Below are 23,934 nucleotides of genomic sequence, written 5' to 3'. Positions count from 1 at the left end.
TTTCGTTGGAATCCTTATAGAAACATTTCGTCGGGATTCGCTTGGGTGTAAATGTTGAGTTGACCGTCTTTACTTTTATTCAATCTTCCTTGAAACGCCAGACATTCCAGATGAGCAAGGGTCTCCGCCATAGCGAACCGCCATTGGTGCGGGGTCAGCTCCTTATGCCGGAACACATCCGAGGCCACTTCATAAGCGGTCCTCCCCTGCCTCACAAGCCCCCGCATTTGCTCTAACCGCTGCTGATGATGCTCCAATAATTGCGATACCCGTTGTGGAATGTTATCGATCAGCTTGCCGTGCGCCGGAAGCGCCAGCGAGATATCAAGCACCGCCGTTTGCTGCAGCGATTGAACGTAGTCTTCCAGGGGATTGGACCGGCCTCCGGGCCACAAGCTGATATTCGGTGTAATTTTATCCAGAATATGATCTCCGGCGAGCAGCAACCGGTTCTCCGATTGATAGAAACAACGATGTCCGTCGCTGTGACCCGGTGTCGGAATCACCTGCCAGAGTTCATCGCCCAGTCTTACTTCCGTCATCGTCATCGGCCTGAGCTCAGGCAGGGGAAGCACATGGTCATGGAGCTTCAGCATATGTTCAACAATTTGCTCGGCCAACGACTCGGGAACGCCATTCTCTTTGCCCATTTGCCCGACAAGCTTGGCTTGAACATCGCCGTTTCTCCATGCCCTGTCCACCATCGCCATGTCCGCTTCACTGATATAGACCGGGGCGCCGGTCCATTCCTGCATCCATCCCGACAAACCGAAATGATCCGGATGAAAATGGGTGAGGTAAATGACCTCGATATCTTTCGGCTGAATCCTCAGCTCGGTAAACGCCTGTTTCCATGCCTCTTGTGCGTCCTTATAGTTAAAACCCGCATCGATCATGACAATCCCTTGCTGTCCTATCGCCAGATAGCAATAGATGTACTTCATCGGGAACGGCACCGGAATAGGTATTCGGAATAGCCCTTTTCTAATCTGCTCCATCTTCAAGCGCGCCTCTCTATTTGTTATGCCAAACGGGCCGACGCTTCTCCAAAAACGCTTTCAAGCCTTCTTGAGCGTCTGCGGATTGAACCAGTTCCCTTAAATAGATGTTTTCCACGGGTTTGATCGCCGAAGCAAAGGATGGGGCCATGGATTCGCGGACCGTTTTTCGCGTTAAACGCAAAGCCAGGGCGCTTTTGGTGCGCAAGTGCGAGAGCAGCTGCTCCAGAGCGCCGTCCAGCTCGCTTGGAGGAACGACCCGGTTGACCAGCCCCCACTCATAAGCCTTGGCCGCACTGATGCTCTCACCCGTCAATAAAAGCTCCATCGTTCTGTTATAGCCGGTCATCCAGGGGAAGGTCACGATGGATACGGGTGGAAACAGCGCCAGATGAATCTCAGGCTGACCGAACTTCGCCCGTTCGCTGGAAAGCACGATATCGCAGAACGTAGCCAGCTCGCATCCGCCTCCAAGCGCTGCGCCGTCGACCACGGCAATCGTCGGGCAGGGAACGTCAGCAAGGCAGTGGAACATGCGGTGAAACAGATGAATCATCGGCTCCGTTTTATCACCCAGATGGTCTTCCACCGCAACCCCTGCGGAGAATACTTTTCCTTCCGCACGGATGACAAGCGCATTCAAATGTTCATTGCCATGGAGTGAACTAAATGCGTGAACCATTTCCTCCATCATTTCCATGTTCATGACATTGACTGGAGCTCTTCGTAATACAAGAGTGGCAACCTTGTCTTCGATCGAGAAGCCGATCCATTGATATTCGCTCACGGCTTACACCCTTTCTGTTTCGATCGCTGCGGCCGGTTTAATGACTCCGCCAGCCTTGACGTCATAAAGACCAAGAGGAATTAATCGCAGCCCGGGAAGAAAATCGCATGTCAGGAACAGCAGCGTATACAGGATGTCGTGGAAAGGAAATCCCCTTTTCTTCAGCTCGGATAACAGCACTTCCTGATACTCTACCGCCTTGTGAAACTCAGGGTCGGTGGTCATCATTCCGGCTAACGGAAGCGGAATCTCTACAATGATTTCTCCACGGTCTACGATGACAATACCGCCGCCCAGCTCATGGACACGTGCCGCCGCCTTCGCCATCGCCTCTGCATCCCTGCCGATGACAAGCAATTGTGTCGTCGTATTATAGGTGGAAGCCATCCCGTCTAGATCTACGGCAAAGCGTTCCATAATGCCTTTGGTGATCCATTGGCCTTCCCTGTCGATCAGGTTGGCCATCACCAGCCCCGGATGCTTTGACAGGTCTGCATACCCGTTGTTTACAGGCAGCTCCGTATCTTTTTTCTTTGTGATCACGTTGCTTTGAAAATAAATGACCGGTACGGGTTCGGCTGAAGAGGTATGCGGATAACGGTACAAATCCGGATGCTGCAGTAACGTCCGTTCCATGGTAAACGCCGGTTTGGCCACGTATTTCATCCAATCGATGACCGGTGGAGATACAAGCATTTGGCCTTTCGACGCTACGATGGTACCGGCGGAAATGACCAGCTCCGGACGAAAATCAACCAGGTTCGGCAAAATCAGCACGTCGGCCCGCCGGGCGGGAGCGATTCCGCCGATTTCCTGATCCAGGCCGAGAAAGGTGGCCGGATTAATCGTCGCCATTTGAACAGCCTGCATCGGAGTCAATCCAAGCTCCACCGCTATTCTCAGCAGTCCGTCGACAGAGCCCTGTTCCTCGATAAAGGCAGGGTGAGGGCCATCGGTCGTCAGCAAAATACGATTCGTACTCACTTTATTTTCTGTGATCAGCTTCATAATCTCGGGAAAATCCGGACGCAGCGAGCTGTTGCGCAGCGTCGTCCACATGCCTAAACGCAGCCGGTCCAAAGCTTCTTGCGCGGTAATCGCTTCGTGACAGGCGCTAATGCCTGCAGCCACGATCGAATTCAGCTTTTCATAGGAGCAGCCGGCCGTATGTCCATCCGATATTTTCCCCAGACGCTTGGCATATTCGATCGTATCTATCACAAACGGATCGCCTTTATACAAGAGCGGCCAGCGGGTGATCTCCGCCGTACCGACGACCTCCTCAAGCTCAAGCAAAGAACGGACGTCCCCGGCGTTAAACTCATCCCGCTCACTCGGGTACTCCGCCTGCGAAACCAGGCGTACGAGCCATAAATTATTTCCGGGCAATTCTCTAAGGTCCTGCAGCATGGCTTTAAACCCGCTAGCACCCATATGGAGATAAAAAAACAGATTATCGTTCACTAATGTAGTCGTTCCCGATGAAAGCGATTTCATCGTGAGGCTGACAGGGTTGTATACAACCCATGGATGTGCATGCGGTTCGATAAAGCCCGGCGAGACATACTTCCCTTCGGCATGAATCACCCGGGTATGTTCCCCTATTGCCGCTTCGCTATTCCCGATATAAGCGATGCGGTCTTTGTAGATAGCCACGTTCTGCGGCAGGAACTCGCCCGAGTACACGTTAATCACCGTACCGCCCTTGATGAACAGATCCGCGGGACGGCGACCTTGTGCAACTTCAATCAATTCAACTCTTGTTGCATGTGATTTCAAAGCAAGCTCCTCCTTACGCATTGACCTTCAAATATGGGTCAAATATATATTTCTGCGAACGGATTGATGGCCTTCTCCCTTTTGGCCTGAATTTCCCGGTCAGGGGCCTGCTCAAACAAGCTTTCAAAATATTTGACCGAAAGTGTGGAGAGAAGCTGGTGCATATTCCAAAACAAATCCCTCGCTTCGTTCCCGTTCCAATTGTGCGGCAGCAGATCCTGAGGAAAGCCGGGATCATTAAACAGGAATTTTCTATAATAATGAACAAGGTATGTTCGTTCTACAAAAGCTTCCAGACTGGTCAAGGAATCGTTCCAGACGCGTTCTTTCAGCATCTCGTATTTGGGCCTGTAGGTCTCGATGAAGGTTTTGTAATCCTCTTGAATGCTTTGCAAATTCCAGCCTTTGTCAATGATGTACTGCTGGTCATGCGATAAGAGGGAACTGGAGCTGAACAGCATCGCATATTCCTTTAATTCATAGGTTTCGATCATTTCCAATATTTGTTTTTCCAAGGGGTTGGGGCTTACCCAGGTGCTGTTGGAAATCATCCCGAATCCGGTCCAGCTTAATTCCTTGCGGACCTGATTTCTCAAGTCGCGTTTTTCCTCCGGCATGGAATACGTTAAAATTCGCCAGAAACCGTCCCACTTGTGGCTTTTGATCGAATATACCCTTCTGACGCCGTCCTCGATTCTGCGTTTTCCTTTTTCCGTCAAGCTGTAGTAGCTTTTATTCCCTACTCTTCTCACCTGCAGAAGATCCTGCTGAACCATACGGAGCGTTGCGCCGCGTACCGACGATTCGGAGATTCCGAATTCAGCCATCATTCGAATCAGACTTCCGATCCAGATTTCCCCACCGTAATATTGAATAAAGTCACCATACAATGTAAACATCAGTGATCTGGGTTTCATTCTTGTTAAGTTCTCCTTCTTCATTGTAAATGGTAATCACTGATAATAGATTATGCCAGTTTTCAGAAAATTTCAAGATTACGGTGGCCGCGGTACGGACTCGTCCCCTAACTGATTCTCAGCTTGAAGCGTTGAATTTTACCGGAAGCCGTTTTGGGCAGTTCATCGATAAATTCAATGATTCGCGGATATTTATAGGGTGCCAGTTCCTTCTTCAAAAAGTCCTTCATATCATTCATTAAGCTATCCGACGGGGCTACCCCCTCCTTTAACACTACATAGGCCTTAGGCTGTACCAGGTTGCTGTCCAGTTTCGCGCCTACCACGGCGACTTCCAGCACGGCATCATGCCGTATTAAAGCGTTTTCAACTTCAATAGGAGAGACCCAGATGCCGCCGACTTTAATCATGTCATCGGAACGGCCGCAATACCAAAAGTAGCCTTCTTCATCCATATAATATTTATCGCCGGTTTGAAACCATTCGCCGTAAAACTTGTTTTTGTTTTCCTCATGAAGATTCCAGTAGGCGCTGGCGATGCTGTCTCCTTTAATTAACAGGTCGCCCGTTTCATTGGGAGGAAGAGCCTCTCCCATTTCATTCACGATTTTGGCCTCATAACCGGGAACAAGCTTGCCTGTGCTTCCTTCCCGTATATCTCCGACCCTGTTCGATATAAAAATGTGAAGCGCTTCCGTAGAACCGATTCCGTCCAGAATATCGACGCCGAACAGCAGCCTCCACTTCCTGATGAATTGAGCTGGCAGTGCTTCTCCTGCCGATACGCAAAGCCGGAGAGAAGAGAGATCGTACGTTTTGCCCGAACGCTCCACTAAATCAATCATCGAACCGTAAAGCGTCGGTACGCCGAAAAAGATCGTCGGCTTATATTTCTCAATGGTTTCAAGCACCGTCTCCGGTTTTGGACGCTCCCGCAATAATACGGTGGATGCTCCCGCACCTAACGGAAAATACATGCCATTGCCTAAGCCGTAGGCAAAAAAGAGCTTGGAGGCGGAAAACGTAATATCGTCTCCCCTGATTTGCAAAATCTGTTTGGCGTAGGCGTTATAAGCCCATTCCATATCGTGCTGCAAATGGATCACGCCTTTGGGCTTGCCTGTACTTCCCGAGCTGTACAGCCAAAAGGCCGAATCGCCGGGATCCGTCAGAGCCACCTCCAACTGAGGCGAAGCCGCTTGGATCCATTCGTGATAATCAATCACGCCCGCCTCTTTGATAGCGCTATCATGAATCACTATGACATGCCTGAGATAAATAAACCGGTCACGCAAATGACGGATTTTATGCCAGATATCTTCATGGACGACAACCGCTTTCGCTCTGCTGTTATTTAAAAAATATTCATAATCGGCAGGCGCCATGATGGTATTGACCGGAATAGGAACCGCTCCGATCTTGACCGCACCATAGAATGCGGCGATCATTTCCGGTGTATCGTGGCATATCAGCAAAACGCGATTCTCCATTTCAACCGACAGCTCTTTAAGCCCATTTCCCGCTCTATTAACGAATTCTTGCAGTTGACTGTAGGTAATGCTCTGATCGTTATAATAAACAGCAGCTTTGTCGCCTAATCCATTACTCACATTGTCATCGATAAAACGGGTAGCCGCGTTATAGGAAGAACCGATTCCACGCAATTCCATCGTTATATCCACCTTCTTGTTCAGGATTACTCATTGCACGACTGCAGGAATAACGACAATATCTGCTGTAAGCTGCAGCGGATATCGTCGTTATGAGGTTTTCTTGCCTACTGTGGGTAACAACCGTTTTATTTGTTACAGACCTTTCCAGTTTGCCTGCCGTTTTTCCAGGAAAGCGCTTAAACCTTCTTTAGCATCTTCGGAACGGAAGAGCAGATTTTGCAGCTCGCCTTCGTAACGAATCGCCACATTCAGCGGCATTTCTTTGCCGTTCATGATGGAAAGCTTGATGTTCGAAGCCGCATAGGATGCGCTGTTGACGATTTTTCTGGCGTATTCCAGCACTTTTTCGCGCGTTTGCTCCTGCGGGAACACATCGTTGACCAGGCCGATTTCGAGCGCCTCCTGCGGCGAGATCGTTTTGCCTGTGATATTCATGTCCAGTGCGCGGGAGAAACCGATCAAACGCGCCAACCGCTGCGTTCCGCCGGTTCCGGCGAGCACCCCGAGCGAGATTTCCGGCAGACCGATTTTACCTGCTTGATCCCCCATAAAGCGAAGGTCGCACCCGAGCGCCATCTCCAGACCGCCGCCGACCGTATGTCCCTCAAGACAGGCAATGAAAATTTGCGGGGAACGCGCCATTTTATCCAGTGTCTCGTTGCAGAACAAGCAGAATTGCGTTTTGAAACGGGGCTCAGCCGCCTTCAAGAAGTTAATATCCGCTCCGGCAGAGAAAAATTTCGGTACATCGCTCATGAGGATGGCAACTTTAATCGAGGAATCAAAGCGGATATCGTCAATCGCCGCATTCAACTCTTGATAGAAGTCCAGACTGTAGGAGTTCGTTTTGTTCACGTGCAGATGAATTTCTGCGATTCCATTTTCTTTTTTAAGTGTCAGTGCGGTTTCCTTGTTCACAGATACGGATGACATGTTTAAAAACCTCCTATTACGTTTTTTTTGACTTACGTATACAATACATAATTTACAAAATTGTTTGAATATTATCAAGAATAGATTTGGGTAGTTTTGGCTCAATTCCTGTGATAAATCTCACACATGCTTTAAAATGCTCAATTTAACATCCGTATTATGTTTTTTTATCGTAGGATTATATATCGTAATGTGATTGGAAAGGCAAGGGACGATTGAAATCGCTTACACGCTTATGTTTATTATTCGCTTTATTTTAAACCATCTGGTGTATTTCGTATTTATGAGGACTATTGGAGCAAACTAACAAGCTATTTCGCAAATTTGTATTGCGTTTTATTAACAAACGTTATATTATCATAATATAAATTCCTTATCGATTCTGCTTTAACTTATAAGATCATCGAGAAATAGTTGAATAGTGTAATAGTTCCTCGTTCCCTCCGGTTTTCCCTCTTTTTTCAATACGGGAATTGCTGGATAAAAAAAACCAAAGCGAATCTAATAGATGATCCTGGATTCACTTTGGCTTGGTTGGCCGGTCTTTTGATTAATAGCTTCCGACCCCTAAAGGAAAACCGTTTTTATACTCGCCTTGATCATACAGCTTTACCGGCATTTCTCCTTCATATATGATCGCTACATGACTATATCTTAATCCCTTTTTGGCCGCTTCTTCCGATGACGCAAGATCATCGAAACGGCCGATATGCAGGCATTCCGCCGATTGATTATACAGTTTCACTACAAACATGGTAACCCTCCGTCCGTTTTTATTTTTTATGCTTTCACATGTCAGAATACCATCTAAACATCTAAAGCAGGAAACAAAGGCACCACTTCTTCGCCCAGCTCATCTATGACTTCGGCTGCAGGACGGCTGCCGTATTTCAAATTGAATACGACATGATTCACTCCGGCAGCTTTTAAATTTTCAATGAATTGGATCAAGCGCCTGCGGCCGATTCGAAACCCCAAATGAATGGCGCTGGCCGCTTCATCCGGATCCTCCGCCAAATCGATATATAAAGACTGGGTAAAGGGCTTGAAGACCTCCAAATGAGAACGCCAATCCCGAATCAGGCTCGTTTGATGAAAGAGATTGCGCGGGTAATACAGCCATCCGTCTGCGTTGGCCGCAATCCATTCCATCGACTGGCCGCTATGGCCGGTCACCAGAACCGGAATATCACGCAATTCCGGCTTCGGCAGCAGATCTCCGCCGACCATGTGTACCCTGGGGGTTTGAATGACGGGAAATGATTGATTCCATACGTTTTTGATGACGGACAAGGCTTCCCGAAACCGTTCCCCTCTTTGATCAAAATCTACCGAAAAGCCGGGAAACTCCATAGGCCTATCGCCGGTAGCCACGCCAAGAATCAGCCGTCTGCCGGAAATAAGGTCGGTAGAAGCAGCCGCTTTCGCGACATGCAAAGGATGCCTTAGCGTGACTATAATACTTCCCGTACCCAGAGCGATCTTTTCCGTGTGAGCCGCTATATATCCGAGATAGACCCAGGGATCGTAGATTTGTCCGGTGTCTCCAAAGTTGGGATCGTATAATGGAACATCCCGTACAAATAAGGAAGCAAAATTCCATTGCTCCGCTTTCTTTGCCAGCTTGACTTGTTCCTCCACATTCATGACCGGAATACTTCCTTCATACGCTTCCAAAGGAAAGAACAGTCCCAGCGTCAAATGATTTTCTTTAAACATCCGTCTATAGCCTTGGTGCCGACTGAAGTCATTCATAGGCCGATCGTTTCCTTCCGCCGCAAATTGCCAAACGCAGGACAAAAGGTAAAATGCCCCGTCCTCTCTTCTTTTATGTAACCTCCTCCTTGAAAAAAGGATATCCATTCTATGATCCGAAGTAAATGGATACGGCAGCGCTGCGCCTTTTCTTATAAATTACAATATAGACATGATCTTTCATAGGGTGGGCCATGCTCATACGCTGGTCGTGGCTTGTGAATCGCCAAACCCGTATGAATCTGAAACATGCGGAAGCACGCGTCAAAACGTTTTTGGATGAGATTGTGCTTCCCCCCTTACTCCTGCCCTATCGTCGTTTCTTTCATATAACAAGGGCCGTCCCTCAGTCAGGATGACTTATGGGACAGCCCCTTGATGTTTATGAAATACCGCAGGACTCCGCCAGCAGTTCAACGAGGTGAACCGTCCGAACCTTGGCCGACATGCCTTCTCTCTGCACGCCCAGCTTCATCTGCAGCAGACAGCCCGGGTTGGTGGTGACGATCGTCGTCGCCTGGGTCGTCTTTACCGTCTCCATCTTGACGTCGAGGATCTCCATGGATTCCTCGTAATTAACCACATTGTAAATCCCGGCCGACCCGCAGCACATATTCGGGTTAGCCATTTCCTTATACGTGATCCCCGGAATCCGCTTGATCAGCTCCAAAGGCTCCTTGACCACCTTCTGGACGTTGGTCATATGGCAGGAACGCTGGTAGGTGACGATCTCGTCGACCGGTTTGGCCAGCGGCAGCTCACATTGCGCCAGCACCTGGGTAATATCGCGGGTTTTGGCCACAAAGGCCTTCGCACGCGTTTCCCACTCCGGGTCACCATGGAACAGGTGATCGTATTCCACCAGCATCGCGCCGCAGCCGCCCGCATTGTTGATAATGAAATCGACATCCAGCCGCTCAAACGCCTCAATATTCTGCTTGGCCAGCATCACCGTATCGTCCTTGCGTCCGGCATGCGCGTGAAGCGCCCCGCAGCAGGTCTGCTCGGCGATCACCTGCACCTCGCAGCCTGCCAGCGCCAACAGCTCCATGGACAGCCGGTTGATCTTCTCGAACATCGCATCCATAATACAGCCGGTAAAAAAGGCCACTTTCCATTTTGGCCTGGTCCCCTGCGGAGGTTCGAAGAGACGCGGACGATGGCGCCGCGCTGCGGGAGAAGTCACCTGCGGCAGCACTTCCTCAAAGGCCCACAGGTTTTGGGGCAGAACCCGCGTCAGCTTTCCTTTGTGCGCCACCTTCTGCAGACCGCTCTTTTGGTACAGCCAGATCATATCGGCCGCAACCTTGAGCTTCTTCGAGTCGGGAAAGACGTTCCGGAACATGGCGTCCTGCATCTTGCGCAGCGGCTTGGAGGTGCGCCGGGCCTTATGCTCCGCCAGCACTTCCCGCGCACCTTCCAGAATTTTACCGTACTCTACGCCCGACGGACAGGCCGTTTCACAGGCGCGGCAGCCCAGACACAGATCGAGCGGCCCCTCCAGCTCATGAAGCGACAGATGTCCTTCCGCCGCCATCTTCACCAGATTGATCCGGCCGCGGGGCGAATGGGTCTCCCGTTCCATGGTCACATAGGTAGGGCAAGCCGGCAAACAGTAGCCGCACTGGACGCATTGGATCGTTTCGTCGTATGGCAATTCTTTGGTATGCTTCATCGGCCGCTACCCCTCCGTTAAGTTGAGCCGCTGCCCGGGAGCAGGAAAAATCTTGCCCGGATTCATAATATTTTTCGGATCCCAACTATCCTTGATCAGCTTCATCATCTGAAGCCCCGCTTTGCCCAGCTCCATCTCCATAAACGGCGCCTTCATGTTGCCGATGCCGTGCTCGCCGGACAGCGTGCCGCCCAACTCGATGGCCGCTTCAAAGATCTCCGTCACGGCCTGCTCGACACGCTTCATCTCTTCTTTGTCCCGCTTGTCGGCGACAATGTTCGGATGCAGATTGCCGTCTCCGGCATGGCCGAATACGACGAGGTTGACGTTGTATTTTTCGCGGATCGCCTTCAGCCGGGCAAACATCGCCGGAATCTGGCTGCGCGGAACGGTGGCATCCTCGGAAATCTTGGTCGGCTTGACCCGGGTGATCGCCGGAGACACCATTTTGCGTGCCTTCCACAAATTGGCCTCCTCCGCTGCCGTGCTGGCAATCTGTACCTTGCGGGCCCCGATGGCCTCACAAATCCGACCGGCTTCCCGGATTTCTTCCTCTACCGTGCGGGCATGACCGTCCACCTCAATCAGGATGATCGCCTCCGCATCGACAGGCAGTCCGCTCGGCTCGTAGTTTTCCACCGCGTGAATACAGGCCTGATCCATGATCTCCATCTTGGAGGGCAGGATGCCCGAGGTCAGCACCTTCGAGATCGCTTGCCCGGAGGTCACGATATCGTCAAAGATCGCCAGCAGCGTCGCCGTTTTCGGCGGCTTGGGAATCAGCTGCAGCGTCGCTTCCGTAATGACGCCAAGCGTACCTTCCGATCCGACAATCAGCTTGGTCAGATCGTAGCCGGTGACGTTCTTCACCGTACGGCCGCCCGTACGGATAATTTCGCCCTGCGGCGTGACGAATTCCAGCCCCAGCACATAGTCTTTGGTTACCCCGTACTTCAAGCCGCGCGGGCCCCCGGAATTCTCGGCCAGGTTGCCGCCGATGGTCGAAACGGCGGAGCTGCTCGGGTCGGGCGGGTACATCAGCCCCGCCTTTTCCGCCGCCGCATGTATACTTGAGGTCAATACGCCCGGGGAAACGACAGCGATTAAATCTTCGGGGTAAATCTCCAGCTTCTCATCCCACCGGGACAGGTCCAGCACAATGCCGCCTTCGACAGGAAGCGGTCCGCCGGAAAGCGAAGTCGACTGGCCGCGCGGATACACCGGAATGATTTCATCGTAGGCCAGCTTGACGATGGCCGCCACCTCGGCGGTGCTTTTGGGCTGCACGACCAGCTCCGGCATATAGGTGCCAAACGATCCGTCAAAGGAATAGCCGGCCAAATCCGGCTTTTCCGTCATCACGCGCTTATGTTCAGGAATGATGGCACGTACTCTGCGTACGATGTCCGAATCTACTTTTCTGTAAGCCACAGCAATCATCCTTTTACAGGTCCAACTGGAGGGACAGGAATTTATACTCCAAATAATCTTCAATACCGTACTTGCCGCCCTCGCGTCCGACGCCGGATTCCTTGATCCCGCCGAACGGAGCCTGCGCTACGGTAGGCAGCGAGTCGTTGATGCCGACGATGCCGTACTCCAGCGCTTCGGCCACCCGGAACATGCGGGAGCCGTCTTTGGTATAAATGTAAGAGGCCAGTCCGTATTCGGTGTCGTTCGCATAGCGGATCGCTTCTTCCTCGGTTTCAAACGTGAAGATCGGCGCGACCGGACCGAACGTTTCTTCATAGGAAATCTTCATCTCATGCGTTGCATTCAGCAGTACGGTCGGCGCGAAGAAGCAGCCGTTGGCCAGTTCGCCCTCAGTCAGCTTGCTGCCGCCGGCTAGGATGGTCGCACCTTTGGCTACCGCATCGTCGATATGCTCCTGCGCTTTTGCCACCGCCGCCTGGTCGATCAACGGACCGATATGGACGCCGTCGTTCAATCCGTTGCCGATGACCAGCTTCTTGACTTTCTCCGCCATGATGTTGGCAAAGGACTCGGCGACGGATTTCTGCACATAAATGCGGTTGGTGCAAACACATGTTTGGCCCGCGTTGCGGAACTTGCTGGCGATCGCGCCCTCTGTCGCTTTCTCCAGATCGGCATCCTCGAATACGAGAAGCGGAGCGTGTCCGCCAAGCTCCATCGATACCTTCTTCATCGTGTCGGCCGACTGGCGCACGAGCTCTTTACCGACTTCGGTGGAGCCGGTGAAGGTAATCTTGCGTACCACGGGGCTGGCCATCAACGTACCGACCACTTCGGAGGCGGAGCCGTTGACCAGGTTGGCCACACCCTTGGGCACACCGGCCTCATGCAGCGCTTTGAACACCTCGATGGCCGCAAGCGGCGTAGCCGATGCCGCCTTGAGAATGATCGTACAGCCTGCCGCCAGCGCCGGAGCGAGCTTGCGGGTGATCATCGCGATCGGGAAGTTCCACGGGGTGATCGCCCCGACCACACCTACCGGCTGACGCAAAACGAAGATGCGCTTGTTCGGGGCCGACGCCGGTATGGTATCTCCATAGATGCGTTTCCCTTCTTCGGCATACCAGTCCAGGTAGTCAATGGCCAGAGCGATCTCTCCTCTCGCCTCGGCCAGCGGTTTACCCATCTCACGGGTGATCAGCTCCGCGATCGTTTCGGTACGGCTGCGAAGGATTCCCGCCGTCCGGGTCAAATACGCGTAGCGTTCCTTTGCCGTTAAACGGGACCAGGGCTGCAGTGCGGCCTGCGCTGCGTCAATAGCGGCTTGCGCGTCCTCCGCGCCCCCTTTGGCAACGCTTTCTACAATTTCACCCGTCGCCGGATTGATCACGTCAAAGGTTTGATTGGACTTTGCCTTACAAAATTCCCCATTGATATACAGCATGTCAACCGCCTCCTGTTCATTCCCTATTCGGAAGAATCATTCTTATTATATCATCTATCCCAACAGAAACATCGAAATTTTTGGAATAAAAGTAATTAAAATCAAATCAATCAATACGACAACCAATAAAGGTACGACCCTTCTGACGATCGTATTGAAACTGATATCACCCAGCGTTTTGGCCACAAATAAATTGACTCCAAGCGGCGGGGTTAACAATCCAATGGCCATGTTTACAATCATAATAACCCCAAAATGGACAAGATTAATGTCAAACTGGGCCAGTAACGGCAGCAGGATAGGAACGACAATAATGATAGCTGCATTCAATTCCAGGAAAGTCCCGAGAATTAACAAAATAATGTTAATAATAATCAGTAACATGATTCCGTCTGTAGCATAAGGTCCCACAATCTCCGCCACTTTGTTAGGCACTTGCTCAGCTGTCAGAATCCAGCTCATAATATTTGCCGCCGCCATAATCAGCAAAATCATCGCAGATATGTAGCCAGTTTCTACAAAAAGCCCTTTTAAATCGGATAATTTTAATTCCCTATAAAAGAAAAAAGAAACGATCAAACCATAGACGCAAGCAATTGCTCCCGATTCCGTCGGAGTAAAAATTCCGCCGTAAATGCCGCCCAAAATAATCACCGGCATGAGAACGCCCAATATAGAAACCCTTAATTGATTGAAAAATTTTGAAAAACTGGTTTTTTCTCCTCCACGGTATCCATGCTTCTTGGAATAGAAGTAACTGTAAATCATCAATGATATCCCGATCAAGAGTCCCGGGATGACGCCTGCGATAAACAGGTCGCCAATACTGACGTTTGCCGTAATTCCATAAGTAATGAAAGGGATGCTCGGAGGAATGATCACACCTATGGTCCCAGCCGTAGCCATCAGCGCAATGGAGAAGCCCTTTTCATACCCTGCTTTCACCATGGCCGGAACCATGATGCTTCCGATTGCAATCACCGTTGCCGGCGCAGACCCGGATATGGCGGCGAAAAACATACTGGCAAGAATCGCGATAATCGCCAGACCGCCTGTTGTGGAACCTACAATGCTTGCCGCAAGTCCGATCAAACGTTGGGATATTCCTCCCTTTTCCATGATCTTCCCGGCGAGAACAAAGAACGGGATGGCCATAATCGTAAACGAATCCAGACCCGTAAATATTCTTTGAACCGCAACAAACGAAGGTACATCCGACGCAAATAGAATAGCGATAATCGATGCAAATGCGATCCCGATCGCCAGCGGAACATTTAATGCCAACAGCGTCAGCATCGAGACAAATAATGTAGCGCTCACCCTGCCAAAACCTCCTTATCGGTTTCGACTTTTTCAACCGCGTGACGGTTGGTTGTGCATTCATAAACCGTTAAGCAAAAATAACGGATGGCCATGAAGAAAATACCTACCGGAACAGAAGCATACGCAAAGTAAATCGGGATTCGCATGGCCGGAGAAAGCTGATTGGTTTCCATTAATCTCAACACGAACGGGATCCCGATGACCAACACGGTTATGCAAAAACTAAAAGAAATCAGATAGCTCAAAATGACGATGCCCCGCTGCAGTCGCGCAGGCAGAAAGTTCGTAACCGCATCGATGCTGATATGAACGGAATGCTTTACGCCCAAACTCGCGCCAATCAAGGCAGACCATATTAATAAATACCGGGAAAGCTCTTCTGCCCACGGCAATGATTCTTTTAAAATAAAGCGATTCATAATCCCGATAAACACGACGACAAGCATGGCGAGCATCAGAACAAAAATCAGATTCTCTTCAACTTTGGTCAGAATCTTATCTAACCTTTTAACCAGATTCCGCATAATACTGCCCCCCAATCTGTTTCAACCATTCCAGGAAGAGCGCTCCCCGGACTGGCTTATTCCATTTACTTCGCTTCTTCGGCAGCCTGTAAGACTTTATCTATCAATCCGCTGCTCAGTTCATTACGATATTTGTCATAGACGGATTTCGTCGCATTCCGGAAGGCTTCCTTTTGCTCATCCGTCAATTCAATAATGTTCATCCCTTTTTGCTTGAGGGTTTCCACTCCGGCATCCACTTGCTTTTTGTTCAAATCACGCTGCACCGTACTCCAGTTCTTGGCTGCATCCGCCAACACCTTTTGCAGATCCTGCGGAAGCGTTTGATAGAAAGCGTCATTGATCATAAGCACATAAGGGCTGTATACGTGACCGTCTAATGTAGCGTATTTATTCACTTCGTAAAAGCGCATGCTTTCAATCAATGAGATGGGGTTCTCCTGGCCGTCGATCACTCCCTGCTGCAGCGCCGAGTACACTTCTCCAAATGCCATCGGTGTCGGGCTGGCGGCCAAAGCCTTCACCATATCCATATGAAGAGGATTTTCCTGCGTTCTGATCTTCAAGCCTTTCAAATCCTCCGGTTTTTGTATGGGTCTGATATTATTGGTAAAATGTCTGAACCCATTCTCGCCCCATGCCAGTCCGCGAATCCCCGTCTGCGCCGCCATATTTTGCAAAAGCTCCTGGCCTACCGGACCATCCAATACGGTATAAGCCTGTTCTTCATTGTTAAACAAAAACGGCAAATCAAACACCATCGAGTCCTTGAATACACCGGGAAGCGGTCCCGTACTTACAGCAGCCATATGCAGCGAGCCTAATTGGACGCCCTCGATTTGTTCTCTTTCTCCGCCAAGCTGACTCGCTGGAAAGGTGTTGATTTTGATGGCGCCGTTGCTTTTGGCTTCCACTTCTTTTTTGAATTCCTGCAAAGAGGTTTCAAGCCGGTCATTCGTGGCGGGAGAGGCGTGCGCAACCTTAATTTCATACGTTTTGCCCGAGCCGGCTCCTGTATCCCCTGAAGAACCTGCAGATGAACATGCGGATAATGCAGCGCTTGCGGCAAGTACGAATACCATGGATAAGATCGATTTTTTCAATATCATGACCCCCTTTTTTATATAACGCCCTGATAAGCGTTTTCAATAATTTGCTTAATATCGTTATCACTGGTCAGCCTCGGATTCGCCAACACATTACCGCTTCTCATAGAGTCCTTGATCATTTGCGGGAGGTAATCCAATGATACTCCCAAATCCTTGATATTGTTCGGAATGTTAAAGGCCTTGTTCATCTTTACGACCGCTTCAATCGCTTTCCCTCCTGCTTCCATCGCAGATAAACCACTCACATCTTCCCCTAAGGCTACGGCAATATCCTTGAATTTCTCGGGACATGCAGGCAGGTTAAATGCGAGAACATACGGCAGCAAAGTGGCATTCGCGATACCGTGAGGAATATTGAAAACGCCTCCAAACGTATGTGAAATCGCGTGTACATTGCCGAGTCGCGAGTGCGCAAAAGCGATTCCGGCAATAAAAGAAGCCACCAGCATATTTTTCCTGCTTTCCATGTCCGTCCCTACGAAGTAAGCTTTGTGCAGGTTATCCCCGATCATTTTTACGGCGTGAATCGCAAAAGACTGACTTACAGGACTCGCCAGTTTGGAGGTATAAGATTCAATCGCGTGAGTAAGCGCATCCATTCCCGTTGCGGCAGTAATGGAAGGCGGCAGCTTTAAGGTAAGCTCAGGGTCTAATATCGCCAGCTTCGGATATAAATACGGACTTAGAATGGCCGTTTTAAATAAGGTCTGCGTGTTCGTAACCACCGTCGATGGCGTGGCCTCGCTCCCCGTTCCGGCTGTAGTAGGAATGGCAACCAACGGAAGAGAAGGATTGGGTATTTTGTTCACTCCCTCATAATCGAGAATGCTTCCACTGTTATTGGCCATTACAGCTATAGCCTTCGCCGTATCGATGCTGCTTCCTCCGCCAACGGCTAATATAAGGTCATAATTGCTCTTTTGTAAAAACGCAGTGGCTTTATCAACCACCTTGCTCGTTGGATTCGGTTCCACTTCATCAAAAATATCATATGGGATGCTGTACTGCTTCAAAGACGCTTCGACCGGCTCCAGAATGTTCGCCTTTCTCACGCCCGGATCAGTAACAATCAAAACTTTATCTTTGGTATACGGTTTCAGAAACTCTCCTGTTTTCCTCGCAAGTCCCTGCCCACACTCCATATGCGTGGGCATAAAATATTGGTAGCTGTCCAAGTTGCGCCTGCCCCTTTCTATCTCCTTTGTGCGGTCATGCGGCGAACATGCGTCAACCCAAGCATGACCGTCTTCCATATATATAAAACGGTGTCCTTTCCAGATCGCTTGGAAAGAACCCGTAGATCAAATTTCTTCCATCGCGTTCAATTGATGCGAGATATTGCCGATATGATCCGCCATCGCTTTCCGGGCCATTTCAGGATCGGAAGCAAGAATCGCTTCGTAGACCAGTCTGTGCTCAATAAACACCTCTTCCGTTTTTCCCGGAATTTTAAGCGCATCGATCCTGGCCTGATACACCCCTCGAATAAACATATCCGAGATTAATTTAAACGTGTTGATCATCAGGGAGTTATGGCTGGCTTCAATAATGGCCGTATGAAAGGCAAAATCTTCTTCAACGGCAAGCTCGCCCCGCTTGATGGAGCTTTCCATTTGGTCAAGCGCGCTTTTGATTCGCTTCAGTTCCTCTTCGGTTCTTCGCTGGGCGGCAAAAAAGGCGGCATAGCTTTCGACACCAATACGCAATTCCAGCAATTCAAAAATATCGTGATCTCCATCGTTCAGAATGGAATCGAACAACGAAAACAAATCATCATTATGATTCAAAAAGATACCGCTTCCAGGCTTTACCGTAATAATTCCTTTCGAAGCCAGTACGCTGATCGCTTCACGAATAGGGCCTCTGGAGACGGAAAACATCGCCGCCAATTCTCTTTCTGCCGGAAGCTTGTCTCCAGGCTTCAACTTTCCCGATTCGATGGACTCTTTAATTCTGCCTATGATAATCTCATGTACTTTTTGTTTTTTTATCGGAGCATAATTCATGTTTATCACACCTTTAACTTTGATCGGGTCGTATAGTGGATAAGTGGTAGTACCACCTTACCCAAAAGTATTCTATCATTGCATTCGGGGAATTTCAACAATAATTTATTCATGTTTCGATACTTTTTGCGGTCATGCGATGCATGCAGAAGCCGCTCTTTCAACAAAACAGCAAACGCCGGCTTCCTAAGACCCCGGCGTTCCCTTGCTATGCTGCTATTTCAAAACAAAACGGTTAATCGCCTTGTTCATTTCCTGCGTCGTCTCGTACAGCTGCTTAATAGAGCTGATCACCTGATCCATAGAATGGATCTGCTCGGCGGAAATGGCGGCAAACTCCTGACTCGATTGAGCGGTTTGAGAAGAGAATTGTTCGATCCCTTGAATGGATACATTGATCTGCTGACTCCCCGCTGCCAGTTCTTCAACGGAAGCCGATACATCCTGAATGTTATTGTTGATGTTAAGAATCCAGTTTTGAATTTCGGTAAAGGCGGCACCCGCTTCACCAACACTGGCTTGACCTTCGTCGATCTCACGAAGGGAGAGCTCGATCGACCGCATGGCATTCTCGCTGCTTTCCTGAATTCTGGAAATCATCGTCTGTACATGATTCGCCGCCTGGCTGCTGTTGTCCGCGAGCTTTCTGACTTCATGCGCGACCACGGCAAATCCCCGTCCCGCTTCGCCGGCACGCGCCGCTTCAATAGAGGCATTCAAGGATAACAGGTTGGTCTCCTCGGCAATATTTCTGATCGTGTGCATGACCTGCCCAATCTCTTTGGACAGCTCCATTAATTCAGTCATGGTTTCAAATGAATGATGGACCTCTTTTTGCACATGGCTAATCTTTTCAACCGCTTTTTGAACGACAACGACTCCACTGGTAGACGACTGTTCCATTTCAATGGAATGAATTCCGATTTGATCGATACTGACAGCTACCTGCTGGAGACCATGGGCCATCTCTTTGATAATAACGGCATCGTTGGTGACTTGCTCGGATTGAACCCTCGACTTTTCGGCGCTTTCCTGCAAACCTTCATAGAACATGGTGGACGCTTTGCCGGTATTGTCGGCATGATCCCGAATTTCATTAAACAAGCCGGATAGTATGGCGGAAGAATGCTTCACGTTCTCAACGATCTCGATCAGATTCACTCTCATTTTTTCAAATGATCCCGCCAGTTCTCCGAATTCATCCTTCCGCTTGATGCTGATCGTCTGAGACAGATCTCCCCGGCCAATTCTCTCCGAAAGACTTAACAACTGGTTCAACGGCCTGCGGATCGAGTTCGTCATCAGATAACCCAGCAGTGCCGACAGGATAAAAGATACCACCATAAAAATCGCCGAGAACTGAATGACTCCCTGGTACACTTTATTGGATTCCACATAGGCCGTATGAGCATTTTCTTTGTTCATTTCAATGAAATTTTGGAAGCTTCTGTCTACCCCGCTCATTCGGTTTAATACTTGTCTCTGATATTGGGTTATCGCAAACTCCATCTGGTTATTGTTGATGTAACCATATACCTTGTCCACTTCAGGCAGATACTGCTTCCATAAGTTTTGAAACAAGTTCAATTCTTTGAGTTCCGCATCGGTGAGTCGGACAGTGGAGAGCCGTTGCAACGCCTCTTCGATCTGTTTGGAGCTTTCTTCAATCTTCGCTTTTTCCGCATTACGGCTTTCCGGATCGGTGTTTAACATATAACTGCCGACACTGCTGTTGATTCTATGCAAATTTGAGGACACCGTCCCCAGCTCGGTAATGGCCACCAAACGGTTGGCATAGATATCTTCCAGATTATTATTGATCCTGTTGGCGTTAGTGATTCCGAATAACCCTATGGCTACCAAAATAAGCAGCACGATAGAGAAACTCAAAACAAACTTCATTGAAATTTTTAAATTATTAAACCAATTAAACGAATTTTTAAACCATTTCATGCGTTCTCCTCCATTATGTATAGTAACAAACCGCTCGATGCCGATGTCTTCCCCACCAAAGTAAGGATTGTTATTTTTTTATTTACACGGCTATATTTATATATCGACATGGCACTCCCTAACTTTTAGATTTTTTCAGGATTTTTTATGAAATTTCGACAAAAACAAGGACTTTTGACTCATACGGCCAATGTATGCGGTTACAACTGGATTTTTTCGGTATGGGCAAATCAGACCGTCCAAAAGCCGGACAGATCTGTTATGGAAGGAACCTGCATAAGCTTTAGTACATAGGCTGTAACATATCGGCGCACAAGCCGCTGCAATATTGGATGCAGGTTTCGCCCCCCCAACATCGAAGCTTTCCGCAGGAACAGGAAAGCATTCAGGAGAGATACAACGATGTGCAAGCCTTTCCCTTTGGTTACCTGGGTAAATCGGCAAGGCTCAGTTGTTTACGGTCCTTCCCGCTGCGCAACGCCATACACCGCATATGATTGGCGGAACCGCCATCCCGTCGTGCCGATTCAGCATGGCGGATTACGGGAGCCTGCGCCGGTGGAGCCTCACATCGGGGGGCCCGAGAGACCGGAAGAACATGCCCCCCATATTGAACATCTCGATTGGTCGTCCAAATATCCGACCGAGGTCATCCTTCACGGTCCGCTGCGCAAAGAAGCGGCCTTGACGTTCGACGATGGTCCGGATGGCCTATGGACACCGATGGTTCTCGATGCGCTCGCCCGCTTTCATGTGAAGGCCACTTTTTTCGTCGTCGGCCGCCGATGCGAAGCCAATCCCGATGTGCTGCGGCGTATCGCCAGAGAGGGACACGTGATCGGCAACCACAGCTGGAACCATCCCAATCTTGCGAAGCTGACAGCCGCCGAAGACGTCCGTTCCCAAATCCAACGAACAGACGAAGTGATCCGCAGACTGACGGGAATCACTCCTGTTCTCTTCCGGCCGCCTTACGGAGCGCTTAGCGATACGGTCGTAGAGGAAGCGGTCAAAGCGAAGAAAAAAGTCATTTTGTGGAATGTGGACAGCCTCGATTGGATGCAGTTGAGCGGCAGGCAGGTCGCAGCCAACATCCTCGCCCATACCCGTCCAGGATCGATTGTTCTTCAGCACAGCGCCGGTGGTGTCGGCGAAAGCCTGCAGGGATCGGTAGACGCGCTTCCCGTCGTCATCCAAACGCTGCGCGGCAGAAGCTATAAGCTGCTTACCGTTCCCCAGCTTTTGAATCTGAAGTGACAGGCTCCCGGCTCAACGCTTTGTTCATCCCAAACCAAAAGCATTGCCGCAGACGGGAGTTCCAGTATCCCATTTTCATTTATGGCCTGTTCAGGGTAAACTGAAGTTAACACTTCTATGTACACGGGGGACAACGTCATGGACGAACGCGACTGGACTATCCTGCACGTGCTCTACGAGCAGAAAAACATTACAAAAACCGCCCAAATTTTATATATTACACAGCCTGCGCTAACCAAACGGCTGATGCATATCGAAGAGGAATTCGGGGTCAAAATCGTCAATCGGGGAATCCGGGGCGTCCATTTTACCCCGCAGGGAGAGTATTTGGCCAAACGGGCCGGGCAGCTGATCTCCACGTTCCGCGAAATCAAGGAAGCCGTGCTGAACATGAATCAGGACATTGCAGGAACGCTCCGCATCGGCGTCTCCCATTATTTTGGAAAATATGAGCTTCCCGCTTTATTAAAATGGTTTCGGGATCAGTATCCGCGTGTGGATTTTCAATTAGACACCGCATTCAGCAAAGATATTTTTCAGATGGCCTATCATCGTGATATTCACATCGGTTTCGTTCGCGGAGATTACAGCTGGCCGGGTGAGAAGCATCTTTTATTTGAGGAGAAGATATGGATCGTCTCCAAAGAAAAGATCGATCTGAACGATCTTCCCCAAGCGCCGAGAATCGACTATTATACCGATACCTTATTTAAATCCCTCATCGATCGTTGGTGGGCGGATCGTTATACCAGGGCGCCGCTTACCGCTATCAAGGTAGACCGGGCGGACACCTGCAAGGAAATGGTGAAAAACGGCCTCGGCTATGCCTTCCTGCCGTCGAGGTTTTTAAGGGATGTACAGGATATTTATAAAATCGAGCTGACGGATAAGGACAATATTCCTCTCAAGCGGGAAACATGGATGTTTTACTATGAGGAATCGCTGCAAAACAATGTCGTCAAAGCGTTTGTCGACTTTATTAAAACCACCGATCTGCAGGATATGAGCGAATCCGTTGATTTTGTCCATCCCTGATTCATCCCTGGTTACATCCCTACCCCTTCCTGATCCTGGTGGCCGGCTTTCGTTTTAGTCAGCAAAGCGCCTCCTATAAGAAATGCCCCGCTCACGTAAAATACGGAGACCAACCCGATCCAGCTGCCCACCACCCCGAAGAAAAGGGGAGCAATGAGCTGCGACAGGCGGTTTGTTGCAAGCCGCAGTCCCAGCACTTCCCCCGTTTTATTTTTGGGGGACGCGCTATACGTTGTTGACATGGACAGCGGCTGTCCGCACCCTAGACCGATTCCCATGAATACACTTAACAGGAGCAGCAGGGATATATGTCCCGCATAGGGGATAAGAACAAAGGCAAAGCCGGCGATTTGTATGGAAAGAAGCAGGATACGCTCCCGGCCAAAGGCCGCAGTCAGTCTGGATAAAAATAACCGGACGGGTACCATGGACAGACCTTGAATCGCTATAATCCACCCGATACTTGAATCCGACATGCCTATCCTTTCGCCATACAGCGGGAAGTAAGCGACAAATATATCTCTGGAATACAGGACCAATGCGCTCGTCGCCAACGCATTCCGAAGGACAGGAAGCTTCAACAGACTGAGCAAAGTCGTCGAATACGGTGCCGGGTCCGTCTCCTCTTTCTTTCTCAACATCACAGGAATGTAAAATGAAATAAGGATGGGAACCATGCCGATCAGCATGGCCGTCTGGAATACCGTCCGGTATGAATAATGCTCCGCCGTATATCCGCCCACCAGAGGTCCGACAAAATGGGCTATGGCGACCACCATGCTTAACATACTGAAATAGTGGTCCCGTTGTTCTTTAGACGCCGCCGCGTTTCCCAACACATTTTGCAAACAAATCGCAATAAAAACATGCGATAACCCCACCAGGACCTGGGATACAAACAACGCCCACATGGCCGGAAAAACAAAAGGCAGCGCCATCCCCAGCGAACAGCCGATCCCCCCAGCCACGACCGGCAGCCGGTCACCGAACCGATCGGCTATTTTACCTGCGCGAATAGCAAACAGCAGGGGTAAGAAGGCAAAGGAAGCGGTAAGGAAGCCGATTTCAAGGGTGCTTGCACCGAGATTGGAAGCGAATAGAGTGATCACGGGTCTGGACATATTCAACATCAGCTGAGATCCCAGCATGATCAGCAGTACAATCTTAAGCACCGTGGCATTTCCGGACAATTTGTTCATCTGCACCTCCTCCACCGCAGCAGCAGATCATGCATCGCTGCGGCACAACTTCATCCCATTTGTTCATCCGGCTTGGTTCCAGCGTATCACAAATGAGCAGAAGCATATCATTCATATTCCTCATTGTTTATCA

At 49.8% G+C, this 23,934-nt stretch carries 20 protein-coding genes; 2 read left to right on the top strand and 18 right to left on the bottom strand.

Going from position 1 to position 23,934, the window contains the following annotated elements; all coding sequences use genetic code 11:
- Window positions 1–14 precede the first annotated feature (14 nt).
- The 17 genes from EXW96_RS17765 to EXW96_RS17685 form a co-directional block, all read right to left on the bottom strand.
- Window positions 15–998: an MBL fold metallo-hydrolase gene (locus EXW96_RS17765; RefSeq protein WP_074729488.1), complete on the bottom strand. Its 984-nt coding sequence runs from the start codon at window positions 996–998 to the stop codon at window positions 15–17.
- A gap of 16 nt (window positions 999–1,014) precedes the next feature.
- Window positions 1,015–1,785 (bottom strand): enoyl-CoA hydratase/isomerase family protein, encoded by a 771-nt coding sequence (locus EXW96_RS17760; RefSeq protein ID WP_054817421.1) that lies wholly within the window; start codon window positions 1,783–1,785, stop codon window positions 1,015–1,017.
- Window positions 1,786–1,788: 3 nt separating this feature from the next.
- Window positions 1,789–3,564: an adenine deaminase C-terminal domain-containing protein gene (locus EXW96_RS17755; protein WP_174351087.1), complete on the bottom strand. Its 1,776-nt coding sequence runs from the start codon at window positions 3,562–3,564 to the stop codon at window positions 1,789–1,791.
- A gap of 38 nt (window positions 3,565–3,602) precedes the next feature.
- Window positions 3,603–4,481: a phenylacetic acid degradation operon negative regulatory protein PaaX gene (paaX, locus tag EXW96_RS17750; RefSeq protein WP_074729486.1), complete on the bottom strand. Its 879-nt coding sequence runs from the start codon at window positions 4,479–4,481 to the stop codon at window positions 3,603–3,605.
- A 107-nt stretch (window positions 4,482–4,588) separates the two neighbouring features.
- On the bottom strand, window positions 4,589–6,151 hold the full coding sequence (locus tag EXW96_RS17745; RefSeq protein ID WP_062409572.1) for a benzoate-CoA ligase family protein: 1,563 nt from the start codon (window positions 6,149–6,151) through the stop codon (window positions 4,589–4,591).
- Window positions 6,152–6,286: 135 nt separating this feature from the next.
- Window positions 6,287–7,087, bottom strand: a complete 801-nt coding sequence (locus EXW96_RS17740; protein WP_074729485.1) for an enoyl-CoA hydratase/isomerase family protein — start codon at window positions 7,085–7,087, stop codon at window positions 6,287–6,289.
- Between the two features lie 550 nt (window positions 7,088–7,637).
- A complete protein-coding gene (locus tag EXW96_RS17735; protein WP_054817419.1) occupies window positions 7,638–7,841 on the bottom strand; it encodes a hypothetical protein in 204 nt (67 codons plus the stop codon).
- A 53-nt stretch (window positions 7,842–7,894) separates the two neighbouring features.
- Entirely contained in the window at window positions 7,895–8,842 is a 948-nt protein-coding gene (locus EXW96_RS17730) for an LLM class oxidoreductase (protein WP_174351086.1), read from the bottom strand.
- Window positions 8,843–9,224: 382 nt separating this feature from the next.
- The gene (locus tag EXW96_RS17725; RefSeq protein ID WP_074729482.1) at window positions 9,225–10,517 is read right to left on the bottom strand and encodes a (Fe-S)-binding protein; all 1,293 of its coding nucleotides are present in this window, start codon (window positions 10,515–10,517) and stop codon (window positions 9,225–9,227) included.
- 6 nt (window positions 10,518–10,523) lie between these two features.
- The gene (locus EXW96_RS17720) at window positions 10,524–11,957 is read right to left on the bottom strand and encodes an FAD-binding oxidoreductase (RefSeq protein WP_137670839.1); all 1,434 of its coding nucleotides are present in this window, start codon (window positions 11,955–11,957) and stop codon (window positions 10,524–10,526) included.
- 4 nt (window positions 11,958–11,961) lie between these two features.
- Entirely contained in the window at window positions 11,962–13,395 is a 1,434-nt protein-coding gene (locus EXW96_RS17715; protein ID WP_174351085.1) for an NAD-dependent succinate-semialdehyde dehydrogenase, read from the bottom strand.
- 54 nt (window positions 13,396–13,449) lie between these two features.
- Window positions 13,450–14,715 carry a TRAP transporter large permease gene (locus EXW96_RS17710; protein ID WP_174351084.1) on the bottom strand — a complete coding sequence of 422 codons (1,266 nt, stop codon included), beginning with the start codon at window positions 14,713–14,715 and terminating at the stop codon, window positions 13,450–13,452.
- The gene (locus EXW96_RS17705; protein WP_174351083.1) at window positions 14,712–15,242 is read right to left on the bottom strand and encodes a TRAP transporter small permease; all 531 of its coding nucleotides are present in this window, start codon (window positions 15,240–15,242) and stop codon (window positions 14,712–14,714) included. Before EXW96_RS17705 ends, EXW96_RS17710 begins: the two co-directional genes overlap by 4 nt.
- A gap of 65 nt (window positions 15,243–15,307) precedes the next feature.
- Complete coding sequence (locus tag EXW96_RS17700) at window positions 15,308–16,345, bottom strand: TRAP transporter substrate-binding protein (protein WP_217437413.1); 1,038 nt, start codon at window positions 16,343–16,345, stop codon at window positions 15,308–15,310.
- Window positions 16,346–16,362: 17 nt separating this feature from the next.
- The gene (locus tag EXW96_RS17695; RefSeq protein WP_174351081.1) at window positions 16,363–17,526 is read right to left on the bottom strand and encodes an iron-containing alcohol dehydrogenase; all 1,164 of its coding nucleotides are present in this window, start codon (window positions 17,524–17,526) and stop codon (window positions 16,363–16,365) included.
- A gap of 126 nt (window positions 17,527–17,652) precedes the next feature.
- Complete coding sequence (locus EXW96_RS17690; RefSeq protein WP_062409580.1) at window positions 17,653–18,357, bottom strand: FadR/GntR family transcriptional regulator; 705 nt, start codon at window positions 18,355–18,357, stop codon at window positions 17,653–17,655.
- 216 nt (window positions 18,358–18,573) lie between these two features.
- Entirely contained in the window at window positions 18,574–20,310 is a 1,737-nt protein-coding gene (locus tag EXW96_RS17685; RefSeq protein ID WP_174351080.1) for a methyl-accepting chemotaxis protein, read from the bottom strand.
- A gap of 402 nt (window positions 20,311–20,712) precedes the next feature.
- Between EXW96_RS17685 and EXW96_RS17680 the strand changes: the two genes are divergently transcribed.
- Together EXW96_RS17680 and EXW96_RS17675 are read left to right on the top strand one after the other, a co-directional pair.
- Complete coding sequence (locus EXW96_RS17680; protein ID WP_174351079.1) at window positions 20,713–21,567, top strand: polysaccharide deacetylase family protein; 855 nt, start codon at window positions 20,713–20,715, stop codon at window positions 21,565–21,567.
- A 138-nt stretch (window positions 21,568–21,705) separates the two neighbouring features.
- Complete coding sequence (locus EXW96_RS17675; RefSeq protein WP_062409581.1) at window positions 21,706–22,602, top strand: LysR family transcriptional regulator; 897 nt, start codon at window positions 21,706–21,708, stop codon at window positions 22,600–22,602.
- Between the two features lie 11 nt (window positions 22,603–22,613).
- Here the strand turns inward: EXW96_RS17675 and EXW96_RS17670 are convergent, their stop codons facing one another.
- Window positions 22,614–23,801 (bottom strand): MFS transporter, encoded by a 1,188-nt coding sequence (locus EXW96_RS17670; RefSeq protein ID WP_174351078.1) that lies wholly within the window; start codon window positions 23,799–23,801, stop codon window positions 22,614–22,616.
- Window positions 23,802–23,934: the final 133 nt, after the last annotated feature.

Origin of the sequence: Paenibacillus sp. JMULE4 (assembly GCF_013337105.1) — a bacterium.
GTDB classification, from domain to species: Bacteria; Bacillota; Bacilli; order Paenibacillales; family NBRC-103111; genus Paenibacillus_G; species Paenibacillus_G naphthalenovorans.
The sequence above is the reverse complement of the archived record's forward strand: the minus strand, read 5'-3'. Positions and strand labels throughout refer to the sequence as shown.

Bases quoted from the DNA above. Each gene is read 5' to 3' on its own strand.
- EXW96_RS17690 (WP_062409580.1), bottom strand. From the start codon at position 18,357: ATGAATTATGCTCCGATAAAAAAACAAAAAGTACATGAGATTATCATA.
- EXW96_RS17720 (WP_137670839.1), bottom strand. From the start codon at position 11,957: ATGATTGCTGTGGCTTACAGAAAAGTAGATTCGGACATCGTACGCAGA.
- EXW96_RS17680 (WP_174351079.1), top strand. From the start codon at position 20,713: ATGTGCAAGCCTTTCCCTTTGGTTACCTGGGTAAATCGGCAAGGCTCA.
- EXW96_RS17725 (WP_074729482.1), bottom strand. From the start codon at position 10,517: ATGAAGCATACCAAAGAATTGCCATACGACGAAACGATCCAATGCGTC.
- EXW96_RS17705 (WP_174351083.1), bottom strand. From the start codon at position 15,242: ATGCGGAATCTGGTTAAAAGGTTAGATAAGATTCTGACCAAAGTTGAA.
- EXW96_RS17765 (WP_074729488.1), bottom strand. From the start codon at position 998: ATGGAGCAGATTAGAAAAGGGCTATTCCGAATACCTATTCCGGTGCCG.
- EXW96_RS17675 (WP_062409581.1), top strand. From the start codon at position 21,706: ATGGACGAACGCGACTGGACTATCCTGCACGTGCTCTACGAGCAGAAA.
- EXW96_RS17670 (WP_174351078.1), bottom strand. From the start codon at position 23,801: ATGAACAAATTGTCCGGAAATGCCACGGTGCTTAAGATTGTACTGCTG.
- EXW96_RS17735 (WP_054817419.1), bottom strand. From the start codon at position 7,841: ATGTTTGTAGTGAAACTGTATAATCAATCGGCGGAATGCCTGCATATC.
- EXW96_RS17685 (WP_174351080.1), bottom strand. From the start codon at position 20,310: ATGAAATGGTTTAAAAATTCGTTTAATTGGTTTAATAATTTAAAAATT.
- EXW96_RS17730 (WP_174351086.1), bottom strand. From the start codon at position 8,842: ATGAATGACTTCAGTCGGCACCAAGGCTATAGACGGATGTTTAAAGAA.
- paaX (WP_074729486.1), bottom strand. From the start codon at position 4,481: ATGAAACCCAGATCACTGATGTTTACATTGTATGGTGACTTTATTCAA.
- EXW96_RS17715 (WP_174351085.1), bottom strand. From the start codon at position 13,395: ATGCTGTATATCAATGGGGAATTTTGTAAGGCAAAGTCCAATCAAACC.
- EXW96_RS17740 (WP_074729485.1), bottom strand. From the start codon at position 7,087: ATGTCATCCGTATCTGTGAACAAGGAAACCGCACTGACACTTAAAAAA.
- EXW96_RS17745 (WP_062409572.1), bottom strand. From the start codon at position 6,151: ATGGAATTGCGTGGAATCGGTTCTTCCTATAACGCGGCTACCCGTTTT.